Source organism: Shewanella sp. 30m-14 (genome assembly GCF_052977125.1).
In genome coordinates this window covers 188,281-211,964 of the sequence record NZ_JBRILW010000001.1, presented here as the reverse complement: position 1 = coordinate 211,964, position 23,684 = coordinate 188,281, and the positions used below count along the sequence as shown (strand labels likewise).

Genomic DNA, 23,684 nt, shown 5'->3' with positions numbered 1-23,684 from the left:
AACAGTAGCCTTACTCGATAATAATAATGATTCCAAGGGGCAAATTAAATGGGATTTTTGAGCCGTATTAGACGCCTTATTTCTGGACAGAGTGACATAGCGGGCATAGTCAATGTGTATGCTCCAGTGAGTGGAAAAATCGTAGACGTTGAAAAGGTACCCGATGCCGTATTCTCTGAGAAGATTGTCGGTGACGGATTGGCAATCGAGCCAAAAGGCCACCTTATTTTAGCTCCAATTGATGGCACCATAGGAAAAATATTCGAAACAAACCATGCGTTTAGCATCGAATCTACACAAGGGCTCGAAATATTTGTACATTTTGGTATTGGTACCGTCGAACTCAGAGGCAATGGTTTTAAACGATTAGCCGAAGAAGGCCAAGAAGTTAAGATGGGCGAGCCAATACTAGAATTTGATCTCGACTATTTAAAAGAACACGCAGATAGCCTTCTTACACCTGTGCTTATCGCCAATATGGAAGACATTCAATCCATAGATAAAAAACAAGGCCATCTAGAAGCAGGAAAAGACATCATTTTTTCAGTCAAACTTTAACGCCTTAACCCGTATTACATATTAACCAAAGCCTAATATTTATTAGGCTTTTTCATCATTGCAATTCAAGCTGGCCATTGGGCATTGAATTACGCTCAACAAGGGAAACATGACAACAATTCCCCCTTGAGCAGAGCCAAAAGCAATGACACAATGCAGACAACTTATAAAAACAAACTGGAGTACCCTTTTGACACTTTTCGGAATTAAGAATTGCGATACTGTACGTAAAGCCCGTAAATGGCTTGAAGCTAACCAACTTGAAGTTGCTTTTCATGATTTTCGTGAAGATGGGCTCAGTACTGAGCAAATAGAACAATGGGTCAGTGCTATCGGCTGGGAAGCCTTATTCAATAAAAGAAGTACCAGTTATAGAAATCTAACGGATACAGAAAAGAATGACATCAATGAGAAGAAAGCTGTAGCCTTGATGGCACTCTACCCAACCTTGATCAAGCGCCCTGTTTTAGTGGTGAATGGACAAGTCCAGGTTGGTTTTAAAGAAGCAGACTATCGCACGTGGTTCAACCTATGAGCCAAACTACAGACTCGCCAGTACTGTCACTGGCCAAAGACTTAATTTCTCGTCAATCGGTCACCCCTTTAGATGAAGGGTGTCAGCAACTCATGGCTGATAGATTAGCCGATGCAGGCTTTAATATTGAATCTATGGTCTTTGAAGACACCACCAATATGTGGGCTCGTAGAGGCACTCAATCTCCTGTTTTCTGTTTTGCCGGCCATACTGATGTTGTGCCAGTAGGCGATTTAAAACAATGGCACACGCCGCCGTTTGAGCCTGTTGTTATCGATGATTATCTTCACGGCCGAGGCGCCGCAGATATGAAAGGCTCACTCGCTGCAATGATGGTAGCAGCCGAACGATTCGTTAAACGATTTCCAGATCATCAAGGTTCTATTGCCTTTCTCATTACCAGTGATGAGGAAGGTCCTTTTATTAATGGTACAACTCGCGTCATCGATACCCTCGAAGCGCGCAATGAAAAAATCACCTGGTCGCTGGTGGGAGAACCTTCATCTACCCATAAACTGGGTGATATCGTTAAAAATGGTCGCCGAGGCAGCCTAACAGGCAATTTAACCGTTAAAGGGATCCAGGGACACGTTGCTTACCCTCATCTTGCTGATAACCCTATTCATAAAGCCGCTCCAGCACTGGATGAGCTTGCAAGAATGAAATGGGATAATGGTAATGAATTTTTCCCGCCGACTAGCTTTCAAATCGCAAATATCAATGGTGGCACTGGCGCATCAAACGTGATCCCAGGTGCGTTAGAGGTGATGTTTAACTTTCGTTACTCCACTGAAGTCACCGCCGAGATCTTAATCGCACGAGTACTCAATATTTTAGACGCTCATGGTTTAGAATACGATATCGATTGGGTCTTCAATGGCTTACCCTTTTTAACTGGCGATGGACCGTTATTAGAGGCAACCAAAGCGGCAATCAAAAAAGTCACAGGTACAGATACCGATCCACAAACTTCGGGTGGCACGTCAGATGGTCGCTTTATTGCGCCAACGGGTGCACAGGTTATTGAGCTTGGCCCAGTTAATGCCACTATTCACAAAGTCAACGAGTGCGTGAAAATCTCAGATCTTGAGTTACTGACTGATTGTTATGAAGCCATTTTGGAAAACTTGCTGTGCAAGTAACACAGCCTTCTTTATATGGCCTTGAAGACCAACACCTGGTTGAATGCTTAGGTCACCTTTTAGAAGTAAACACAGCGGCTGCATTTTTAACAATGCAGCAAGCTGCGTTAACTGCAGGTCTTGATATTCAGATCTGCTCTGGACATCGAAATTTCGATAGACAGCTAGGGATTTGGAACGCCAAAGCCAGTGGTCGACGGGCAGTATTAGACAAATCCTCTATGCCGGTATCAATTGAGCATCTTTCTTCAAATGAATTAATCGATACTATCCTTTTATGGTCGGCGATACCGGGAATGTCAAGGCACCACTGGGGCACAGACATCGATATCTTTGATGCCAACGGCATAGAAAAGCCAAAGTTACAGCTAGTTCCTACAGAATATCAGCAAGGTGGACCTTGTTTCCACTTGAGCCAATGGTTACACTCCCACGCAGATAAATTCGGCTTCTACCTACCTTATCAGCAGGGGTTAAGTGGCGTAAGCCCAGAACCGTGGCACTTAAGCTACTTTCCAATGTCGAAAGATTATATTAATACTTACGATATCGATGCAGTAAAAGCAATCTTGGCCAGTTGTGATATTTTACACAAAGACACAATACTTGAGCGCATAGTGCCACTGGTTAATGAGTATGTGTTACGCGTCGCCCCCATTCCTACGCAGAAATAGCCGTTAACCAAAACCAGATTTCTTCACATATATTAGAGATAACACTGTGAACATAACCGACTTTACCAGCAACTTTGCAGCAAACAGACAACAAATCAGCATTGATGGCAGCACGCTAAGCTATCTAGATATCGGCCAAGGTCCCGTGCTATTAATGGGTCATAGCTATCTATGGGACGCTGATATGTGGGCGCCACAGATAGCCCACTTAAGTCAAAACTACCGTTGTATTGTGCCAGATCTTTGGGGCCATGGTTTTTCAGGTAAGCTTCCAGAACAGACCAGAAACTTGCGTGATATTGCGGCTCAAATGCTTGAACTCATGGATAAATTAAACGTAGACTCTTTCTCCGTAATGGGCTTATCGGTTGGTGCGATGTGGGGAGCTGAGCTCGCCCTTAAAGTGCCTGCACGAGTGCAACATCTCATTATGTTAGGCAGCTTTATTGGTTATGAACCAGAGATAACCCGCGACAAATACTACGCGATGCTGGATATTATTAAAGCAGAACAAGTCATTTCACCAACAATCATTGACGCTATCACCCCACTCTTTTTTGCAACTGAGCCTAATGCAGAGCTCGTTGAATTATTTAAACAAAAGCTAAATCATTTTGATAGCAACAATATTGACTGCTTATACCAAATAGGCAGAATGATTTTCGGCCGTCGCGATACCATGGATGATGTGCATTTATTAACTCTTCCCTGCTTAATCATGACCGGTGTAGAAGATAAAGCGCGTACAGTACTCGAAGGATACTTAATGCATGATGCAATTGATGGCAGTAAATATGTCCATATTGCTGAGTGCGGCCATATATCAACTTTAGAGCAGGCCGAATTTGTTAATCAACAGATCAGCCAGTTCTTAACTGAGCTAACATAAGATCTAATGAAACTACTAAAACCACTTTTTGATAATAATCGACGCTGGGCTGGGCGGATCTTAAAAGAAGATCCAAAATTTTTTGAGCAGCTCGCTAAGCAGCAAAATCCTGAGTATCTTTGGATTGGTTGCTCCGACAGCCGTGTACCCTCAAATCAGATAATCGATTTAATGCCTGGTGAAGTATTTGTTCATCGCAATATCGCCAACATGGTTATTCACACAGATTTGAACTGTTTATCTGTGCTGCAATATGCTGTTGAAGTGCTTAAAGTAAAACACATTATGGTTGTTGGTCATTATGGTTGTGGCGGTATAAAAGCATCAATGAGCACTGAGCGCTTAGGTCTCATCGATAATTGGCTCGGGCATATTCGAGACATACACAGATTACATAAACGCGATCTTGAAAACATGGATGAAGATAAGCGATTCGATCGTTTGTGTGAGCTCAATGTCATTGAACAGGTTGCAAACGTCACCAGTACCACAATTGTTCAGGATGCTTGGGCACGAGGCCAAGATGTGGCCATTCATGGTTGGATCTACAGCGTAGAGAACGGTTTACTATCAGATTTAGATGTAACGGTTAATAAAGACACGACGAGTGAATAACGTTAGAAACGTTTAGTTTCTAAACACCAACATCAAGGTTATCTCAAGCATTTTGCTGAGGTAGCCTTTTTTTTTAGCAATCGTTACTAAATTTTTACAAAATATGAGAAAAAGAGTAAGAATTCTCGCAGTTTGTTGCCCATCACAGTTATAATCGATTATTTATTTTTAGCGCAATTTTGCGCAGTGAATGCTAAGGAAATATCCATGCCTGGTTTTGAATTATTTGGTCCTGAAGAGAAACAAGAAGTCGCGGATGTAATGGAGAATGGCTTTACCTTCCGTTATAACTTTGATCATATGCGCAACGACCGCTGGAAAACCCGTGAGATGGAAGCACTACTGTGCGAAAAAATGAATGCTAAGCATGCACACCTTGTTTCCAGTGGTACTGCTGCACTGCAAACCGCAATGGCAGCCGCAGGCATTGGCGCTGGTGACGAAGTCATTGTGCCACCTTTCACCTTCGTAGCCTCTGTAGAAGCGGTATTCATGGCAGGAGCTGTACCGATATTTGCTGAAATCGATGAAACGCTTTGTCTATCACCAGAAGGTATCGAAGCAGCCATTACGCCTAAAACAAAGGCCATTAACCTAGTCCATATGTGTGGCTCTATGGCTAAAATGGATGAAATTAAAGCCGTATGTGCTAAGCATAACCTGATTATTCTTGAGGATGCTTGTCAAGCTATCGGCGGTAGTTATAAAGGTCAGGCGCTCGGCACTATTGGTGATGTTGGCTGTTACTCATTCGATTCAGTTAAAACCATCACCTGTGGTGAAGGTGGCGCAGTGATCACCAATAACGAAACTATCTACAACCATGCACATATGTTCTCAGATCATGGTCATGATCATGTAGGCAATGACCGCGGCGCGGAAGGTCACCCAATTATGGGGCTTAACTTCCGTATTTCAGAAATGAACTCGGCAATGGGCTTAGCTCAATTGCGCAAACTAGACAAAATTATTGAAATCCAGCGCAGCAACAAAAAGCTCATTAAAGACGCCATGTCAGCAATTCCAGAAGTCACCTTCCGAGAAATCCCTGATGCAGACGGTGATTCAGCAGGATTTTTAACCTTCTTTATGCCTACTGAAGCACGCACCATCGAAATCAACAAAAAGTTAGCCGAAAATGGCGTCGATGGTTGTTTCTACTGGTATGTAAACAACTGGCACTATCTGTCAAACTGGAAACATATCCAAGAACTTAAGTCACCTTCTGCGCTTCCGATAACACTTATTGAAGACAGACCCGATTATACTAAGGTGTCTGTGCCTAAGTCTGATGCCATCATGAGCCGCACAATTTCAATGCTTATCAAACTTTCATGGACGGAAGAAGAAATTAAGCAGCGTATCGAAAACATTAAACGCGCTTTTGCTTAATTAACCACACGTATCCGTCGCGTCATACAATTATGGCGCGATAGCACATTTTAATTTAATGGCCCCAACGGAGAATGTCGTAATGAGTTTTAAGAACTTCAAATGTGTACCAAAAATGATTTTTGGTCGCGGTTCATTTGCACAGCTCGATCAAGTTTTAGCTGAAGAGCGCCAAGTAGAGGACGATTTTGTAGTGTTTTTGGTTGATGACGTTCATCAATCAAAATCACTAAGTGATCGTGTTCCAGCTAAAGCACATGACTTGGTTATTTATGTCAATGTGGATGATGAACCCACGACAAAACAAGTTGATGCACTCACCGAGCAAGTTCAAGCGTTTAACAGTAAACTTCCTGTTAGCGTAGTTGGCTTAGGCGGCGGTTCGACTCTGGACCTCGCAAAGGCTGTATCACTTATGCTAACCAACCCGGGTGGCAGTGCTGAATACCAAGGTTGGGATCTTATTAAGAACCCAGCTATTCACCATATCGGTATTCCAACCGTATCAGGTACGGGTGCAGAAGCGTCACGTACCGCTGTACTATGTGGTCCTGTGCGAAAGCTTGGCTTAAACTCAGATTACACAGTATTTGATCAGATCATTATGGATTCTGAGCTGATTGCAGGTGTACCAACGGACCAATGGTTCTACACGGGTATGGATTGTTATATCCACTGTGTCGAGTCACTCGAAGGCACCTATCTAAATGAATTTGCAAAAGCATTTGCCGAAAAATCGATGGATCTTTGCCGTGAAGTCTTCATAGACGATCATGAAGAGAAAGATGACAAACTAATGATGGCATCCTATATGGGCGGTATGAGTATCGCTTATAGCCAGGTTGGTGCGTGTCATGCTGTTTCTTATGGTCTAGGCTATGTATTAGGCTACCATCACGGGATCGGTAATTGCTTAGCATTTGATGTACTTGAGGAGTTCTACCCAGAAGGCGTTGCTGAATTCCGTCAGATGATGGATAAACACAATATCGTTCTGCCTAAGAACATCTGTAAAGATCTTCCTGACGAAACTATCGCTAAGATGGTTGCCGTCACTAAGAGCATGGGCCCACTTTGGGATAATGTTTACGGTGAAGGCTGGGAAGAGAAAGTCACCGACGAAATGCTAACTAAGTTATTCCGTCGTATCTAAACTCTCGCGTAAGCAAGAATGGGCTTCAAATGGAAGCCCATGATACTTTTTCTAAGTAGGTAAATTGAATGAATGTAACCTTATTAATCCCTGCTCGTTACGGCTCTAGCCGTTTCCCTGGCAAACCATTGGCACCAATCAATGGCAAACCAATGATCCAGCATGTATACGAGCGCGCTGCTTTAGCAAAAGGGCTTAAAGACATCTATGTTGCAACTGACGACGATCGCATTAAAGATGCCGTTGAAGGTTTTGGCGGCAAAGTTGTTATGACAGGTGCAGATGCCGCATCAGGTACAGACCGTATCGACGATGCAATTACACAACTCGGTCTTGCCGATGATGATCTTGTGATTAACTTACAAGGTGATCAACCGTTAATTGATCCTATCTCTATTGAGCAGATCATTAGCCTATTTGAACGTCATCCAGGTGAGTTCGACATGGCAACCTTAGGTTATGAGATCAGCGATGACGAACAGCTCAACGATCCTAACCATGTTAAAATGGTTTTCGATAACAATTTTAACGCCTTATATTTCTCACGTGCCCGCATTCCTTATGGCCGTGATACGACCGATTACCCGGTTTATAAGCACCTTGGTGTTTACGCTTATACCCGCAAGTTTATCCAGACCTTTGCTAAACTCCCTCTGGGCCGTTTAGAAGATTTGGAGAAATTAGAACAACTTCGTGCGCTTGAGTATGGTTACAAAATTAAAGTTGCAATCAGTGCGTTTGATTCACCAGAGGTCGATACCCCTGAAGATATCCGTATTTGTGAAGCTAGACTTGCTGTTGACTAATTGATAAGGCGATAAGCGTTATGTCAAATCTTGAAGTTGGATTACTCATTTTATTAGTTGTTGGTATTATCGCCAGTAATTTAGCGGTTTTGAAATATAGCGCCAAATTCAAAATGTCTCAATTTGGTAAAGATCATCATAAGAAAACCACTAAAGAAAAAAATGTGGCTGACAAAGATGATCAGGACCAGCAAGCTGACTCTGACAAAAAGTAGCTAGGTAATATACTTAACTATTTGGAAAACAAAAAAGGCGCTTAAAGCGCCTTTTTTATTTCTAGCAATCAGTAGAAGAAAATGAACTACTCTGCGAGCTCTTTTTCCAACTGCTTAGCAATCAGCTCAGGTGAGCCCGTATTCTTCGCTAATAACGAGTAAGCCACAGGGATCACAAACAATGTAAAGAAGGTTGCCAGTGTAATGCCCGATAACACTACGACGCCAATAACAAAGCGTGTTTCAGCTCCTGCGCCCTCTGAAAGCACTAACGGCACAGCCCCCGCGGCGGTGGTGATCCCCGTCATTAAAATAGGTCTCAATCGTTGGCTCGATGCTTGAATTATTGATTGCTGAAACTCAATGCCTTTATCTCTGAGTTGGTTAGCAAATTCGACAATCAAAATACCATTTTTAGCGGCCAAGCCCACCAACATGATAATGCCTATCTGGCTGTAAATATTCAGGCTTTGATCCGTTACCCAGAGTCCTATTAGTGCCCCCAGCGTGGCCAGTGGTACCGTGAGCATAATCACCAACGGGTGAACATAGCTTTCAAACTGTGCCGCTAACACTAGAAACACAATGCCAAGAGCCAAGATGAATACGAAATACATCGAGTTACCCGAGTCTTGATAATCTAATGACTGCCCCTTGTAACTCACTATCGCTTCAGCAGGTAGGTACTCATAAGTTAAGCCATTTAAATAATCTAGCGCTTCGCCTAAGCTATAGCCATCAGCCAAATTCGCTTCAATCGTAATCGCACGCATACGATTGTAACGGTTTAGCTGACTTGCATCGGCGAACTCTTCGACATGCACTAAATTAGATAACGGAATAAGCTCTTTACTACGCTCTGATCGAACGTAAATATTTTCAAGATCGTTAGCCGTATTTTGATTATCTCGATTACCCTCAATAATCACATCGTACTCTTCACCATCTCTCATAAACGTCGTGACTAAACGAGAGCCTAACATCGACTCTAACGTGCGCCCTATATGAGAGATGGATACTCCAAGATCTGATGCTCTGTCTTTATCGATCACTACTCTAAGTTGTGGTTTAGTCTCGTTGTAGTCATGATCTAAGCCAACAAGGTTAGGGTTTTCCTTGGCTTTCTCAATAATAATATCTCGCCATCTCGCCAACTCTTCATAGCTTGGTCCACCTAATACAAACTGCACAGGCTTACCGACACCACGGCCAAAGGCTTGCCTCATTACAGGAAATGCACGTACGCCTGCTAAATCTGACAGTCGCCCTCTGATATCACCTATGATTTCAAATGCGCTGCGCCTAACGGCCCAATCTTCAAGTACAATAATAGCCATACCATTAGAGAAATTAGCGCTGCGACCAAACCCCCTTGGCGCACGGATAAGCAAACGTTTAATCTCTCCAGCTTCAACTAATGGCATTAAGCGATTTTCAATCTCATCCATATAAGATTCAATATATTCAAAACTGGCCCCTTGCGGTCCATTGACAATCAAGAACATTGAACCTCTATCTTCTCTTGGCGCAAATTCTTGCGGCACTTCTTTCGCCAAAAATGCGCTACTCACGAGTGCAACTAGGATCAATGATGACACCAAAAATGGGTGCTTCATCGCCTTGACTAAAATCATTCGATAGTGACTAGAGAGGCTGTCCATTCCCGAGTCAATTTTCCGAACTAACCAAGAGTCCTGCCCAGAGGGTTTTAGCACCTTAGAACACATCATTGGGCTTAACGTTAATGCCACAATGCTTGAGAAAATAACCGCTGCACTCATGGCAACCGCAAACTCTTTAAATAGTTTACCCAAATCTCCCTCTAAAAAGGTGATTGGCATAAATACCGCAACCAAAACTAATGTGGTCGCCACAACCGCAAATGCCACTTCACGGGCACCAAGGTAAGCTGCTTTTAGCGGTGAATCTCCCTCTTCTATTCGCCTGTGAATGTTCTCAAGTACCACAATTGCATCATCAACCACCATACCAATTGCTAAGATCATCGCTAGCAAGGTTAACAGGTTAATCGTATAGCCCAGTGCAAACAGTACGATAAATGTCGCCATTAAAGACACCGGCACAGTTAACGCAGGAATAAGCATAGCGCGCACACTACCAAGGAACAGATAAATCACCACGATGACTAAAAACATGGCAATAAACAGGGTTTGATAAACCTCTTTAACCGACGCTTCAATAAAGACTGAGCTATCGTATGAGCGTTTTATCTCCATACCTGCTGGTAGGGTTGGGTTAATTTGATCGACTAATTTATTCGCCGCGCGGGCGACATCCAATGTGTTAGCCGTTGATTGCTTTGACACGCCAAGACCAATCATGGCCTCGCGATTGCCTCTAAAAGTGATACGCTCCTCTTCAGAACCTATTTCAACTTTTGCAACATCACCCAGTTTAATCAGGTAGCCATCTTCCCCCTCAGCTAACACTAAATTGGCGAAATCATCAGATGTTTTAAAGCTTCGCTCCAACCTTACAGTAAAATGGCGCTCTTTTGACTCTACGCTGCCCGCAGGTAATTCTACGTTTTCCGAGCGAAGTGCTGACTCAATATCGGCAACAGTTAAGTTTCTTGCAGCTAAGGCTTGTCTATCGATCCACACACGCATGGCGTAAACCTTGCCACCACCAAGTCGCATATTCGCGACCCCGTCGATCACCGAGAAACGGTCGATTAAATAGCGTCTGGCATAATCGGTTAGCTGTAACGTAGTCATCTGATCTGACACGAGATTGAGCCACATTATCACTTCATCGCCACCGTTCGCTTTTTGCACTTCTGGTGGATCAGCTTCTTCAGGTAAATTATTCAGAAGACCTGATACTCGGTCTCGTACATCGTTGGCTGCAGCTTCAATATCTCGCCCAACATCAAACTCTAATGTAACATTCGAGCGCCCATCGCTGCTCGAGGAGCTAATATGTTTAATGCCTTCAACACCGCTAATCCTATCTTCAACGAGCTGAGTAATTCGACTCTCAACTACTGCCGCACTGGCGCCGCGATAGTTGGTTTGAATTGAGACCACTGGAGGGTCAATATTTGGGTATTCTCTTAACGGCAACTTGTCAAATGCCACTAAGCCAAAAACAATCAGTAAAATACTAATAACTGAAGCGAAGACCGGTCGCTTAACCGAGATATCAGTTAAGATCATGCTACGGGCTCCACATTAGCCTGCTTTAGAAAACTAAAACGTTCGCTAAAGGTCACTTTGACGTGATCTCCTGGGCGCACTTTTAGCAACCCCCGGATCACAACTTGCTCATCAAGGACGACACCATTAATAATTTCTACCCAACCACGCTTACGTAGTCCAAGCGTAACTTGCTTTTGCTCAACAATGCCCTCGTCATTGACCACATAGACATAGTGCCTATCTTGAATGGGTATTATCGCTGACTCAGGTAATATAAGTGCTTCCCGGCTTGTCTTGATAAGCTTCACTTTCATCAACATGCCAGGAAGTAATCGTTGATCTAGATTGGGGATCTCGGCACGAACGATTACCGCACGAGTTTTCGGATTAATACGGCTATCAATTGACACCACTTTTCCTACAAACACTTCTCCGTCAAATGCTACAGCCGTTGCTTCAACTTTTTTGCCTAGAGCCAATGCTTGTAAAAAGCGCTCTGGCACAGAAAAGTCCAACTTTATAACTGAGATGTCATCCAAAGTGGTAATGGGATTACCTGGTGAGACTAGAGCTCCGACACTGACCTGGCGCAAACCTAACGCACCAGTGAAAGGTGCCCTGATACTGCGATCACCTAGGGCCGATTGCGCCTGGGCCAGCTCAGCTTTAGCGGTATCGATTAACGTTTGCAACCTGTCTCGTTCAAGTTCTGCAATTGTTTGACTGGTGACTAAGGTGCGAATGCGTTCAAGTTCACGTTGGTGATCTTTAACTTTCACTTTTGCAACGGTAACACGCGCAAGCTGTTCACTGTCTTGAAGTTGGATCAGTAAACGTCCCTTCTGGACTAGATCGCCATCATTAAAATTAACTTTTGTCACCACATCTGTGACCTTGGGGGTCACAGTAATCGACTCGTTTGCCTTACTCGTACCAAGGGCTTCAACCTCGTCGCGTATCGGTTGTATCGCTGCTTTCGTAACAACTACATTTGGTATAGGTCGAGATTTTGTGACTTGTTCTGCCGGAGGTTGTTGCAGATAGAAATATGTGCCTAAGAGCAACAATGCACCAATTATTATTATTATTTTTTTCATGACAGCCTTAGCAAACTATATTTTTCAATTGCCGTTAGTTTACCTAGTCATAACTTTGCTTCAATACGTTTTACTTTTTCTTACAAATAATACATTTGGGTGACATTCATTTTTTAACGGTCAACAAAAAAGGAGCCAAGAGGCTCCTTTTCATTTTAGTTATTGTGACTAGCGTACTTTACGGTCTTCTTGCATCAATTCTGAGAAGCCTTCATAGACTGCAGTAACAACCTCGTTAGAAAGCGGCTCATTTTTAGCATTCAACAGGTGGATCTCTGTCTTATCATCAATGCCATCTTTAAGCTCTATACGATATGAACCCGCTTCAAGCGGTAGCTCTTTTTCGCTCCATAACGAACTCCAAAAACCAGAATCATCCGTTATATTGATATAAAGTAGACCTTTGTTACTGTCCATATCGACAATTTCAAAGCCCATTTCAGGTAACACAATACGTAAGCGATCCCAGGTACGTTTATACTTAGCATCAGCTAACCAATAAGCTTGTTCTTCAGCATCAGCTATAAGGTTTACATCAATACCCAGGCTTTGCTTCAAGCGTTTAGCTTTAAGTGCTTTAGCACGTTCGATACTGATATAACTAATTGAATCATTCAATCTATCAATAGTATAACGGCGCTTATCTTCACCACTTAATAAAATATCCTGTCGATCGCCATCATAGCTTTCTTCATGTTCTATTAGCTCAATCGTTAAATTACCGCTACGGCCATGAGGACGAACATCGACCTTATACAAATAACGCTGCTTTAGACTATAAACTTTATCGCTACCCCAGAAACTCGACTCAATCACTTGCGAGCTTTCGATCCAATCAGTCTCAATGGTTCCTAGCTCATAGTTTTCACTACGTAATGGAATAGATTTACTCGCAAAGTATTCTTTTAAAACATCAAATATCTCTTGCTTTAAATCAATATCATTATCAATCGACTCAATAACAATTTTAATATTGTCATCGCCCTCTTCTACACGCGTCCCCTCTGCCATTGGTAACACTTGTAGTGGCGGTCGAATATCAAGCTGAGTGCCAACGGCATTTTGGTCAACCTTACTACCTACATCAGGAATATTATATTCCTTACTGTAAGTTGGCTTATTCAACCCCGCTGGGATCACTAATTCAGGCGCTACGACGAGATCTTGATAGTTCTGATCTATGTCATTAGCCTGTCTTCTGTCAATGGGTGTACTACATGCAGTAACAGCTGCAACTAAAATAAGTGGAGATATTTGCTTTAGCATTTATTATTCAACCTCGATTCGGGCATTTTTCATCGCTTCTAGCAACAGACCATGAAACTCTGTAGAAAGTTCAGTTAAAGGTAAACGAATATCACCTTGACTAATTAGTCCCATTCGGTGAGCGGCCCACTTTACGGGAATAGGATTGGCTTCGCAGAACAAAGCGCTAAACAACGCTTTAATCGACTCTTCAGCAGCTAATGCAGCAGGAAGATTACCCGCTAACGCAGCGTCACACATAGCTTTAAACTGTTTTGGAACAATATTGTTCGCAACAGAAATAACGCCATTACCGCCGAGAGTTAAAAATTCTCTTGCTGTCGCGTCATCGCCACTATACAGCATAAAATCATCGCCACATAAACGGCGTAATTCTTTAACGCGAGATAGATCGCCGGTGGCTTCTTTAACACCGATAATATTTTTGACACTCACAAGTTCAGCCACCGTTTCTGGCAGCATATCAACAGCGGTGCGTCCAGGAACGTTATATAGAATTTGTGGCACATCGGTACTCGCTGCAACAGCGGTATAGTGTGCTATAAGCCCTTTTGGTGTTGGCTTGTTATAATAAGGTGTGACACCTAGCATTGCAGCCACACCAGTATTTGAGAGGCCTTTAGTTAACTCAATAGCTTCTGCCGTTGCGTTAGCGCCATTGCCACCAATAATCGGTAGTCGACCTGCAGCAAATTTTACCGTTTGCTCGACAACGGCAATATGTTCTTTTGCTGGTAGTGTTGCCGACTCACCAGTGGTGCCAACGGCAACGATGGCATCTGTACCTTGGGCGATATGGTACTCAACTAAACTTTCAAGACTCTTATAATCTACTGTGCCATCACTGTTCATTGGTGTGATTAAGGCAACGATGCTTCCGTATATCATGTGTATTCCCCAAGGGTTCAGGACTGGCTATGGTACTGATGCAATCCACTAAAAACAAGCTCTACTACGCAAGACTTAAGCATATTCATCATCAACTTGAAACATATTAAATAAGTGAAAGGATCACAATGACAAGGATCGCAAACTGATTAACTTGTGATAGCATTACTGACCACGAGAAAAATCTGTCATTCAATTGTCTATTTTTCAGACTAAACAATAATAATATGGGGTATGAAATGTCCAATCACTTGGTCGTTACTGCAATGGGGGCCGATCGCTCAGGTATTGTGAGTAAGTTTGCACGACTCGCGAGTGAGTGTGACTGCGATATCGTTGATAGTCGCATGGCACTGTTTGGTAATGAATTTACCTTAATTATGATGCTTTCAGGTTCGTGGCCGTCAATTACCAAGATGGAAACCACATTACCAAGCTTAAGTGTTGAACTTGAGTTATTAACAGTAATGAAGCGTACTTCAAAACATACTCCACAAAACTACATTTCTCGTTTAGAGGTCAACTTTAGTGGCCATGACCAACGTGGAACAATGAAAAGAATCACTCAATTCTTAGCAGATAGATCACTCGATTTGGCTGCGGTTAAATCCCATGCGGAAGAAGATGCGACAGGCAAACCCACTCAAAATATTAACCTCACCGTTAATGTGCCAGAAAAAGTCGACTTAGATAAACTCGAAGTTAGCATAAATGAACTAGCAGCAGAATTAACCCTAGAGTGCACTATTGAACGTATGCAAGGTGTTGAAAGTTAATATTGATAATGGATAAAAATATGAAAACCTTAACCGCTGGCGATACAGCGCCACTTTTTAACCTACAAAACCAAAAAGACGAAACCGTTAGCTTAGCTGAAGCGCTAAAAACCGGCCCAGTGCTTGTATATTTCTATCCAAAGGCCTCTACTCCCGGTTGCACAGTGCAGGCCTGTGGTTTAAGAGACAGTCAACAAGCGCTTGAAAACCTCTCGGTAACGGTATTTGGATTAAGTCCTGATCCCGTGGCCAAACTGGCTAAGTTCTCCGATAAGCAATCGCTTAACTTTTCACTACTGAGCGACGAAGATCATGCCATTGCCGATGCCTTTGGCGTGTGGGGAGAAAAGAAGTTTATGGGTAAGATCTATGACGGCATACACCGTTTAAGCTTCTTAATTGGTCAAGACGGTAAAGTGGCACATGTATTTAATAAGTTTAAAACCAAAGATCATCATGAAGTTGTACTCGCTCATTTAAAGAGTAATTAACTCACGGCGTTAAATTTTTGGATATTTCTGCCATCAAAAAAAGGAGCCTTTAGGCTCCTTTTTTTCCGGGACGATATCGGGTACTTTCTAAGGTTCTACTTCAGATAGTATCTTAGATACTAAACAATATAGGGATAGATTAATGCGCCAGCAATCGACCACATTGTAATACAGATAAAACGGTCTAGGTAACACCAGGCTTTAGGCTTTTTAAAGACAGGGCTTAAATATTTAGCGCCTAAACTCAAGCTAAAAAACCACACAAAAGAAGCCAAAACAGCACCAGCACCAAACCACTGCTTTTCTGTCCCTTCAAACTGCACACTAATACTGCCTAGTAACACCACTGTATCTAAATACAGATGAGGATTTAATAAGCTAATGGCTAACGTTGTAAATACGGCTTTTTTAAGGCTATCAGCAGCATGTTCTTCATCATTCTCCATACGGTTATCGTTAAAAGAGGACTTTAAGGCGGCAAAGCCATAAAACAATAAAAAAATAGCACCACCAAAGCTTGCGATATCTTTAATCAATGGAAACGCTAGAATTAAGTGACCTAAACCTGCAACACCAGCAGTGATCATAACCGCATCAATAAATGAGCAAATTGCAGCGATAGGTAACGAATGAGAACGTTTAAGGCCTTGTTTTAAAACAAAAGCATTTTGCGCGCCCACAGCCATTATTAAGCTACCGCCAATTCCCATACCTTGTATAAATGCTGTTTGCATAACTGCCTCAAAACGACCTAAATTAATAAGCCGCAAGAATAGTTCGCCTTCAAAAATAAGTACAACTACTAATATTAATCAGGTATAAGTAAAACTTATACTGCAAGCGATACTAAAGCAGAGGCAGCAAACTATGTTTGATTACGCACACCTTAAAGCACTTTCGATAGTTGTATCTCAAGGGGGGTTTGATAAAGCGGCGAAGCATCTATTCATTAGCCAATCAGCGGTTTCTCAAAGAATTAAACAGCTTGAGGATAAGGTCGGACAGTCGTTATTGGTAAGAACAAATCCTGTGCGTGCAACTGAAACAGGAAAAAGGTTACTCAGACATTATGCACAAGTACAGCTACTTGAAAGTGAGCTGCGCTCAGAAATGGATGTAGATGATCCCTCCTTACCGACCATCGTAAAAATTGCTGTAAACGCAGATAGCTTAGCGACTTGGTTTCTACCAGCATTAGCTGAGGTATTTAAACGCCATAAATGGTTATTAGAACTCATCATTGATGATGAAGCTTACACCCACCACCTGTTAAAAAATGGTGAAGCCGTTGGCTGCGTAACCACGTCTCAAATTGCGTTATCAGGCTGTAGCAGTGAGTTTCTGGGTAACATGGAGTATTTGTGTGTTGCGACACCCGAGTTTGCAAGCCAATATTTTACATCCGACTCCCCCATAGAAGACATAGCCTTAGCGCCAGCGGTCGTCTTCTCAACTAAAGATAAGCTTCACGACAAATTTTTGAATTTTTATTTCGGGATTAGTGATAACAGCTGGAGAGAACATAAAATCCCCTCCTCTGAGAGCTTTTTAGAAGCGATTAAAATGGGCCTAGGTTATGGATTAGTTGGCCATTTGCAAGCGCAAGACTTACTCGAAACGGGTCAACTTATCGAAATATTTCCAGAAAAAAAGATGCAAGTTCCACTGTATTGGCAACATTGGAATATCAAAGCAAAACAAACAAGCGTTATTTATCGTTCATTAGCAGCAAGTGCTAACCACACATTGATCATGTAGCCGAAAGCAGCTTAGCTCAAATCTATCACAGCTGTTTTAGGCTATACCCGTGTTACTTTATGGATATACTCATATTAGTTTAAGGGCATATATACCTTTAAAGCCAACAGAGTAACCCATTGTTACACGCGATAATCCTATTAAAAAAGCAGCCTAGGGCTGCTTTTTATTACACTTAAAACTTTCCGCAAAATTTTAGCTTTTTAACTCAAGAAACCTTTTCAACTGTCACAACCTGACTTGAATCATCTTCAGATTTTGGTACCGGCCAAGCGTTAATCACGGCCTTAACTAAAGAAGCTAAAGGTATTGCAAAAAAGACTCCCCATACTCCCCATAATCCACCGAACACCAACACCGCAGCGATAATAAATACTGGGTGTAGATCGACCGCATCAGAGAACAAAATAGGCACTAACACATTACCATCTAATGCTTGAATGATCCCATACCCTACCATCAGGTAACCAAACTCAGGACTGACGCCCCACTGGAAAAAAGCCACCAATGCTATTGGAAGTGTGACTAAAGTGGCGCCTACATAGGGAATAAGTACTGACAGTCCGGTTAATACACCCAGTAAAGCTGCATATCGTAAATCCATAAAAGCAAAGAAGATGTAACTGACAACACCAATAATCACAATCTCAATCACCTTGCCTCTAATGTAATTGAAGATCTGCTGATTCATCTCATTCCAAACTTTACGGGCTAACTCTCTATTGGTTGGAAAGAAGCGTTTACTGCCTTGAATAAGTTGATCTTTATCTTTTAAGAAGAAAAATACTAATAGAGGGATCAAAATCGCATATACCATCAACACAAGTAACGATGCTGAATATCCTATCAATTGCTTACCGATATCAAGTAAGTGTTGGGTATCCAACATCTTTTTCAACTCTGCAACCATGGTATCTAACTGGCTGGGGTTCACAAATTGGGGGTACTGATTGATATAACTTTGCGCAGTAATGAGGCCTTTATCAATCATACTCGGAAGATCGGCAATTAGACTCACGCCCTGCTTCCAAATACTTGGCACTAAGCCAAAGCTAATCAATAGCATTAAGCCAATAAACAATACTAAAACTAAAGATGCTGCCGTTGTTCGATTGATACCTATTCGCGACATTTGTGCAACAGGCCACTCAAGTAAAAACGCTAGAACGAGTGCAATTAATAATGGAGCGAGTAAACCACCAGCAAAATAAATTGCTAAGGCTAAACCCGCAAGGATGAGGACTAAGGTAACGGCTTGTGGATCACTAAAACGTTCTTTATACCAACGGCTTAAAACAGATAACATTCAAACTCCCTAGTTCGACGACCTTTCTAGTCCTTGGTAGCCATCGTTATAATGATATTTACTTTATGTAAAATTTTATAAAGTCTCTTTTACTTGGTCACAGTTAGCGACAAAATGGTGTCATTATCTTCAGTTACTGTATAACAGAATCCCACTTTTTTTAAATAGCGGGGAACATCTTGCCTAGAACCGGGGTCGGATAATAAGACACGCATGCACTCCTCCGCTGAAAGTTGCTGCAACGCAAGTTTGACTTTGACTAACGGTAACGGACAACGGTATGGAGTTAAATCAATAATAATCATAATGAACTTGCTATAAACAATCTAAGGCTATTATCCTAATAAGCGACACAAACCACAAGTAAGCATTGTGACTAAGTGATAACAGAAGCATAGCCCAAATTAAGGATCCGCTTGAGTAAATTAACATTGTCTAAATCCGTCATTGCTGGTGCCCTTTCATTTATTTTATGCACTAGTTCACCTGTAAGTTATGCAAATAACGATTTACCTGACCTAGGTACAGCGGCAGTTAATACATTCAGCTTAGAAAAAGAAACTGAGTATGGTGACGCATATATGCGAGTTATCCGTGGCTCAGCGCCTATGCTTAATGATCCCGTTTTAAATCAATACCTAACTGAACTTGGTAATAAACTGGTAGCCCATGCAACTGGTGTAAAGACGCCATTTTATTTTTTCTTGCTACAAAATGATGAAATTAACGCATTTGCATTTTTCGGTGGCCACGTGGGTGTTCATACAGGATTATTCTTAAATGCCGACACCGAAAGTGAGCTAGCTTCAGTACTTGGGCACGAAGTAACTCACGTTACTCAACGTCACTTAGCACGCTCACTAGAAGCGCAGCAAAAAAGCTCCACTGCCACTATCGCTGGTATGCTTGGCGCTATCTTATTAACCATTGCCTCTCCGCAAGCGGGTATGGCGGCATTAGCAACAACTCAAGCCTTGGCCACTCAGTCTCGAATTAACTATACCCGTTTACACGAGAAAGAAGCTGACCGAATAGGCATGCAGATCATGGTCGACGCCGGATTTGACCCTAATGGCGCTGCTGACTTTTTTGGTAAACTGGCCACACGCTACCGATTTACCACTAAACCGCCACAAATGCTTTTGACTCACCCGTTACCTGAGTCTCGGATCTCAGAAGCCCGTATTCGTGCCGAACGCTACCCTCTAAGGCATGTACCAGATAACCTAAACTTCCAACTTGCTAAAGCACGGATCCAAGTGCGCTTCTCCGGCTATAGTGAACAAGCTGCCCTTTCTATATTTGAAAAACAGTTAAAGCATAACCGCTACAGTTACAAAAGTGCAGCACAGTACGGTAAAGCATTGGCTTTATTTAGATTGAAGAAGTTTACAGAATCTGAAAAAATTATTGATGAGTTATTAGCTAAGAGTCCTAATAACTTATTTTACATTGATACTAAGACCGATCTGCTCAGCCAAAGAGGTGCTAATAAGGATGCGATTACCTTATTATTAGCGCAAAAGCAGCTAAAACCGACCTCTTCAGTTGTGAATACCAATCTGGCCAACATTTACCTGGAAGATAATCAGGTCAATAAAGCGATCCCCTTGCTTGAAGACCTTATTTTCCTCGATAAACAAGATCAGCTTGCTTATATCTTGCTACATCAGGCATACAAGAAAAATGGTAATAAAGCGATGGAGTACTTTGTTAAAGCAGAGTCTCTAGCGCTCGTAGCGGATTATAAAACCGCTATCGACCAACTCAATTTTGCATACCGAGAAGCTAAAGGAGATTCTCTGCAGCTAGCTCGAATAGAAGCCCGGATCAGGCAATTTAGACAAGCTGACAGAGCACTAGAGCAGCTACAATAAGCACAGTTAATTTGTGACTCCAGTCACAAATTAACGTATCATTAGCGCAACTTTTAATAACAATAAAAAGACTATGACAAACGTTAGTATTTATCACAACCCAAGATGTTCAAAAAGCCGCCAGACCTTGGCGTTATTAGAAGATAACAACTGCCAAATCGACATTATTGAGTACCTGAAAACACCAATATCAGTAGAGCAAATTACCGATATTTTAACAAAGCTCAATATCGCGCCAAGAGATATGATGCGGGTTAAGGAAACTGAATATAAAGAACAAGGTTTAAGTGATCCGTCTTTAACTCAAGCGCAGTTAATTCAGGCGATGATCAATACCCCTAAACTTATTGAACGCCCTATTGTTCTCGCCAATAATAAGGCTGCAATTGGACGTCCGCCAGAGAATGTTCTTACAATTTTATAAACGAGGTAAGTAATGAACTCGACCACCCTATTTAAGCTTTGCCGCACTGGTTATGTGGCATTGGTAATGTTGTTAGGGGCATGGTTCATACGCCAAGGGTTAACCGGCGAATACTCCATGCTATTTAGTCTACTCTGGCTTATTCCTCTATTGTTGCCACTGAAAGGCATTTTAACAGGTAAGCCATATACCTATGCTTGGGCAAGTTTTATTCTTTGCCTTTATATGTTGCATGCACTCACTTTGGTTTATGTTACCGAAACCGACACACTTTTTGCTGTCGTGGAGTCCTTGCTGATTGGCAGTTTACTCATTGGTTTTCCTTTTTACGCCAGGATCCGAGGGCGTGAGCTAGGGCTTGGATTGAAAAAGAAAAAGTAAGCTTTTTAGCACTGGCGGTTCCGGACCTACGCCAGTGCTCTATTCACCAATACTTCATCTTCTCTCGTTATAAAGCCTTGTTATACTCTTGTTCCCCTTGATCTTCAGCATTCGATATTCAATATTCAATATTCGACATTCGACATTCGACATTCGACATTCGACATTCGACAACAATTTATTAAACAACCCTTTGTTTGCGCAACAACTCACATGCTATATTCAGATGAATAAATTTAAAGCTTGTCGCTGAACATAATAAGAATAAAGGATAAATAGATGAAAAGGTCCTTAGGTTACGTGTTAATCGGTGTCATTAGCCTTACCGCATGTGGTGGCAGTAGTAACAATAATGACTCCTCTGGAGAGCTCACTCCTCCTCCCGTCATTCCTCAAGGTTTAGCTAGGTGTGATATACCCACTGAACTCAATCCTGTTGCAACAACCTCAGCGATTACCTTTTATACTGAAGACCAATACCTTACCGAGCAACCAGGAGCAATAACGGTAACGCTTAACGGAAATAATGTGAGTGACTTTAGCTTTAACTGGACTCAACTATCCGGCCCTACGTTAATCTTAAAAAGTATTAAAAGCCCAGTATTAGCCTTTACCGCCCGCGAAAGTGGTAGTTACAAATTTGAAGTAACGGCTAGTAAAAATGACATAACCTATATTGAGTCAATCGAAATAAATTTAACTGCTGCCAGTGCAGAACAATTATCAGCTCGTGTTGATCATCAAGCAAGTGAAGGTAACTCGGTTAGCTTTAGGCTTGATACTCCAGAGACAAATCCACCCACTGAGATTAATTGGTGTCTAGCAGCGGGTCCAAGCTTAACAGTCGACATCAGTACGCCGGAACAAGCCTTACTTACCGCTCCAAGTGTCAACGAAGACACCATCAGTATCCTTAGAGCCACTGCTGTCATCAACGGCGAAACTGTAACCGATGACGTGCAACTTTTAATCACGAAAGAGGCCGCTATTACGTCCTCTTATTTCGATGAGAGAGTGGCTAAGACCTTTGCCTATAATGCTGATTCTCCCTATAAAAACGAACTACAACCCTGCGTTTATTCAAATCAGTTACAGCAGAGCTGTAACATTTCACGCCTGCCTCTGATTGGACAAAAATCAGGGATAGATAAACAAGCAATCTTAGACAGAGTATTGGTTTCGCACCAATGGATGGGGGAGAATTTCGAGCACTTTCTTGAAAACCTAGATCCGAATAGTGATTTTGCAACACTATTACAGTCGGTAACCGCTGTAGTTATTAGTTATGATGTAAGGCCATCATTTTATTGGGTAGTCACTGGGGCAATTTATCTAGACCCAAACGATCTATGGTTACTTGCACAAGAGCGGGACACCATTAATGAAGCGCCTGATTATCGAAGTGCCTTTGGTAATGATTTGAATTTTTTAATGCCATGGCGATATGTTAAAAACAACAGCTATACATCCTATATAACGCCTAGAAATGTAAGAGTTGACCGCACGGCCGAACAAATGATGCCGGATTTAGCATCCTTGCTCTATCATGAATTGGCTCACGCCAACGATTTCTTCCCAAATAGTGTACATGCCAGCCTATCAGGTCCAACATTACTCGATGATTACTTCCGTCGAAGTGATGCAAAGCAGTTAGTATCAGATCAACTTACTGCTCTTTACCCTCTAAATAGCCAGGAAATGACAAATTTAGCAGAGGTCAGCTTTAAAGGGGAAACGGCTAATGATCCCCAAAAAGCCTACATCGCTGCAGATATCACCAGTTTCTTCTCTCCCGATAGAGCCAGTGACTATTACGCCTATTCGACCAAACGCGAAGATGCCGCCATGCTGTTTGAAGAAGCCTTAATGAGTCATAGATACTCAATCCAGCGTGATGTAGCCGTAACAGATAAACCTGATAATCCCACAGCAAGCTCAATTAGTGTTAACTGGGGACAGCGTGGACGAATTGGTGATGCAAAACTTGAAAGTCGCGCTGCATTTGTTATCAATCAAATAATGCCTGACCTTGATGGTGCATCATTAGTGAACCAGCTCCCAGACCCCATTGCCATGAAGCAAGGACAATCATGGGCGGATAACTTAGCCATATCACCAGTCAATAATGCAATAGAAAAATCTTTAGCCTTAAGTGGTAACGTCTCAGAGCCTACTTTTGTACACAAGCTTAGATTTAGTGGAGACCGACACACTAAGCCCATGGATTAGAACTTGTATTTGAGCAATAGCAGACACAAAAAAGCCCAGACATCTCATCTG

At 42.2% G+C, this 23,684-nt stretch carries 24 protein-coding genes; 17 read left to right on the top strand and 7 right to left on the bottom strand.

Features of this window, described 5'->3' with window-relative positions:
* Positions 1-48 precede the first annotated feature (48 nt).
* The 10 genes from crr (at position 49) to ACVBIU_RS00890 (ending at position 7,979) form a co-directional block, all read left to right on the top strand.
* Positions 49-558, top strand: a complete 510-nt coding sequence (gene crr / locus ACVBIU_RS00935; protein WP_447159159.1) for a PTS glucose transporter subunit IIA — start codon at positions 49-51, stop codon at positions 556-558.
* 145 nt (positions 559-703) lie between these two features.
* Complete coding sequence (locus ACVBIU_RS00930) at positions 704-1,093, top strand: ArsC family reductase (protein WP_447159158.1); 390 nt, start codon at positions 704-706, stop codon at positions 1,091-1,093.
* Positions 1,090-2,235 carry a succinyl-diaminopimelate desuccinylase gene (gene dapE / locus ACVBIU_RS00925; protein ID WP_447159157.1) on the top strand — a complete coding sequence of 382 codons (1,146 nt, stop codon included), beginning with the start codon at positions 1,090-1,092 and terminating at the stop codon, positions 2,233-2,235. Before ACVBIU_RS00930 ends, dapE begins: the two co-directional genes overlap by 4 nt.
* Positions 2,226-2,909, top strand: a complete 684-nt coding sequence (locus tag ACVBIU_RS00920) for a M15 family metallopeptidase (RefSeq protein WP_447159156.1) — start codon at positions 2,226-2,228, stop codon at positions 2,907-2,909. The genes dapE and ACVBIU_RS00920 overlap by 10 nt, the downstream gene beginning before the upstream one ends.
* A 46-nt stretch (positions 2,910-2,955) precedes the next feature.
* The gene (locus tag ACVBIU_RS00915; RefSeq protein ID WP_447159155.1) at positions 2,956-3,798 is read left to right on the top strand and encodes an alpha/beta fold hydrolase; all 843 of its coding nucleotides are present in this window, start codon (positions 2,956-2,958) and stop codon (positions 3,796-3,798) included.
* Between the two features lie 6 nt (positions 3,799-3,804).
* Positions 3,805-4,413: a carbonate dehydratase gene (gene can / locus ACVBIU_RS00910; RefSeq protein WP_447159154.1), complete on the top strand. Its 609-nt coding sequence runs from the start codon at positions 3,805-3,807 to the stop codon at positions 4,411-4,413.
* 207 nt (positions 4,414-4,620) lie between these two features.
* The gene (gene kdnA / locus ACVBIU_RS00905; protein WP_447159153.1) at positions 4,621-5,805 is read left to right on the top strand and encodes an 8-amino-3,8-dideoxy-alpha-D-manno-octulosonate transaminase KdnA; all 1,185 of its coding nucleotides are present in this window, start codon (positions 4,621-4,623) and stop codon (positions 5,803-5,805) included.
* Positions 5,806-5,887: 82 nt separating this feature from the next.
* Complete coding sequence (gene kdnB, locus ACVBIU_RS00900; protein WP_447159152.1) at positions 5,888-6,958, top strand: 3-deoxy-alpha-D-manno-octulosonate 8-oxidase KdnB; 1,071 nt, start codon at positions 5,888-5,890, stop codon at positions 6,956-6,958.
* A gap of 68 nt (positions 6,959-7,026) precedes the next feature.
* Entirely contained in the window at positions 7,027-7,764 is a 738-nt protein-coding gene (gene kdsB, locus ACVBIU_RS00895; RefSeq protein WP_447159151.1) for an 8-amino-3,8-dideoxy-manno-octulosonate cytidylyltransferase KdsB, read from the top strand.
* A gap of 20 nt (positions 7,765-7,784) precedes the next feature.
* Positions 7,785-7,979 carry a DUF2897 family protein gene (locus tag ACVBIU_RS00890; protein ID WP_447159150.1) on the top strand — a complete coding sequence of 65 codons (195 nt, stop codon included), beginning with the start codon at positions 7,785-7,787 and terminating at the stop codon, positions 7,977-7,979.
* Between the two features lie 86 nt (positions 7,980-8,065).
* On the opposite strand, the gene ACVBIU_RS00885 is transcribed toward ACVBIU_RS00890, so the two are convergent.
* The 4 genes from ACVBIU_RS00885 to dapA all read right to left on the bottom strand — a co-directional run bounded on the left by ACVBIU_RS00885 (position 8,066) and on the right by dapA (position 14,391).
* Entirely contained in the window at positions 8,066-11,158 is a 3,093-nt protein-coding gene (locus ACVBIU_RS00885) for an efflux RND transporter permease subunit (RefSeq protein WP_447159149.1), read from the bottom strand.
* The gene (locus tag ACVBIU_RS00880; protein WP_447162818.1) at positions 11,155-12,237 is read right to left on the bottom strand and encodes an efflux RND transporter periplasmic adaptor subunit; all 1,083 of its coding nucleotides are present in this window, start codon (positions 12,235-12,237) and stop codon (positions 11,155-11,157) included. The genes ACVBIU_RS00885 and ACVBIU_RS00880 overlap by 4 nt, the downstream gene beginning before the upstream one ends.
* Positions 12,238-12,405: 168 nt before the next feature.
* Positions 12,406-13,503: an outer membrane protein assembly factor BamC gene (gene bamC, locus ACVBIU_RS00875; protein ID WP_447159147.1), complete on the bottom strand. Its 1,098-nt coding sequence runs from the start codon at positions 13,501-13,503 to the stop codon at positions 12,406-12,408.
* Positions 13,504-13,506: 3 nt separating this feature from the next.
* Positions 13,507-14,391, bottom strand: a complete 885-nt coding sequence (dapA, locus tag ACVBIU_RS00870) for a 4-hydroxy-tetrahydrodipicolinate synthase (RefSeq protein ID WP_447159146.1) — start codon at positions 14,389-14,391, stop codon at positions 13,507-13,509.
* Positions 14,392-14,630: 239 nt separating this feature from the next.
* On the opposite strand from dapA, the gene ACVBIU_RS00865 reads away from it, so the two are divergent.
* Together ACVBIU_RS00865 and bcp are read left to right on the top strand one after the other, a co-directional pair.
* Positions 14,631-15,167 (top strand): glycine cleavage system protein R, encoded by a 537-nt coding sequence (locus tag ACVBIU_RS00865; RefSeq protein WP_447159145.1) that lies wholly within the window; start codon positions 14,631-14,633, stop codon positions 15,165-15,167.
* A gap of 20 nt (positions 15,168-15,187) precedes the next feature.
* Positions 15,188-15,658, top strand: a complete 471-nt coding sequence (bcp, locus tag ACVBIU_RS00860) for a thioredoxin-dependent thiol peroxidase (RefSeq protein ID WP_447162819.1) — start codon at positions 15,188-15,190, stop codon at positions 15,656-15,658.
* Between the two features lie 119 nt (positions 15,659-15,777).
* On the opposite strand, the gene ACVBIU_RS00855 is transcribed toward bcp, so the two are convergent.
* Entirely contained in the window at positions 15,778-16,392 is a 615-nt protein-coding gene (locus ACVBIU_RS00855; protein ID WP_447159143.1) for a LysE/ArgO family amino acid transporter, read from the bottom strand.
* Between the two features lie 133 nt (positions 16,393-16,525).
* Here ACVBIU_RS00855 and ACVBIU_RS00850 point away from each other — a divergent pair, with 133 nt between their 5' ends.
* Positions 16,526-17,416: a LysR family transcriptional regulator ArgP gene (locus ACVBIU_RS00850; RefSeq protein WP_447159142.1), complete on the top strand. Its 891-nt coding sequence runs from the start codon at positions 16,526-16,528 to the stop codon at positions 17,414-17,416.
* Positions 17,417-17,624: 208 nt separating this feature from the next.
* Here ACVBIU_RS00850 and ACVBIU_RS00845 read toward each other — a convergent pair whose 3' ends face one another.
* Complete coding sequence (locus tag ACVBIU_RS00845) at positions 17,625-18,722, bottom strand: AI-2E family transporter (protein WP_447162820.1); 1,098 nt, start codon at positions 18,720-18,722, stop codon at positions 17,625-17,627.
* An 89-nt stretch (positions 18,723-18,811) separates the two neighbouring features.
* The gene (locus ACVBIU_RS00840) at positions 18,812-19,027 is read right to left on the bottom strand and encodes a sulfurtransferase TusA family protein (RefSeq protein WP_447162712.1); all 216 of its coding nucleotides are present in this window, start codon (positions 19,025-19,027) and stop codon (positions 18,812-18,814) included.
* A 111-nt stretch (positions 19,028-19,138) separates the two neighbouring features.
* Here ACVBIU_RS00840 and bepA point away from each other — a divergent pair, with 111 nt between their 5' ends.
* The 4 genes from bepA to ACVBIU_RS00820 all read left to right on the top strand — a co-directional run bounded on the left by bepA (position 19,139) and on the right by ACVBIU_RS00820 (position 23,633).
* Entirely contained in the window at positions 19,139-20,599 is a 1,461-nt protein-coding gene (gene bepA, locus ACVBIU_RS00835; RefSeq protein WP_447162821.1) for a beta-barrel assembly-enhancing protease, read from the top strand.
* 73 nt (positions 20,600-20,672) lie between these two features.
* Positions 20,673-21,023: an arsenate reductase (glutaredoxin) gene (gene arsC, locus ACVBIU_RS00830; RefSeq protein WP_447162714.1), complete on the top strand. Its 351-nt coding sequence runs from the start codon at positions 20,673-20,675 to the stop codon at positions 21,021-21,023.
* Between the two features lie 12 nt (positions 21,024-21,035).
* The gene (locus ACVBIU_RS00825; protein WP_447162715.1) at positions 21,036-21,404 is read left to right on the top strand and encodes a DUF2069 domain-containing protein; all 369 of its coding nucleotides are present in this window, start codon (positions 21,036-21,038) and stop codon (positions 21,402-21,404) included.
* Between the two features lie 279 nt (positions 21,405-21,683).
* The gene (locus ACVBIU_RS00820) at positions 21,684-23,633 is read left to right on the top strand and encodes a hypothetical protein (protein ID WP_447162822.1); all 1,950 of its coding nucleotides are present in this window, start codon (positions 21,684-21,686) and stop codon (positions 23,631-23,633) included.
* Positions 23,634-23,684: the final 51 nt, after the last annotated feature.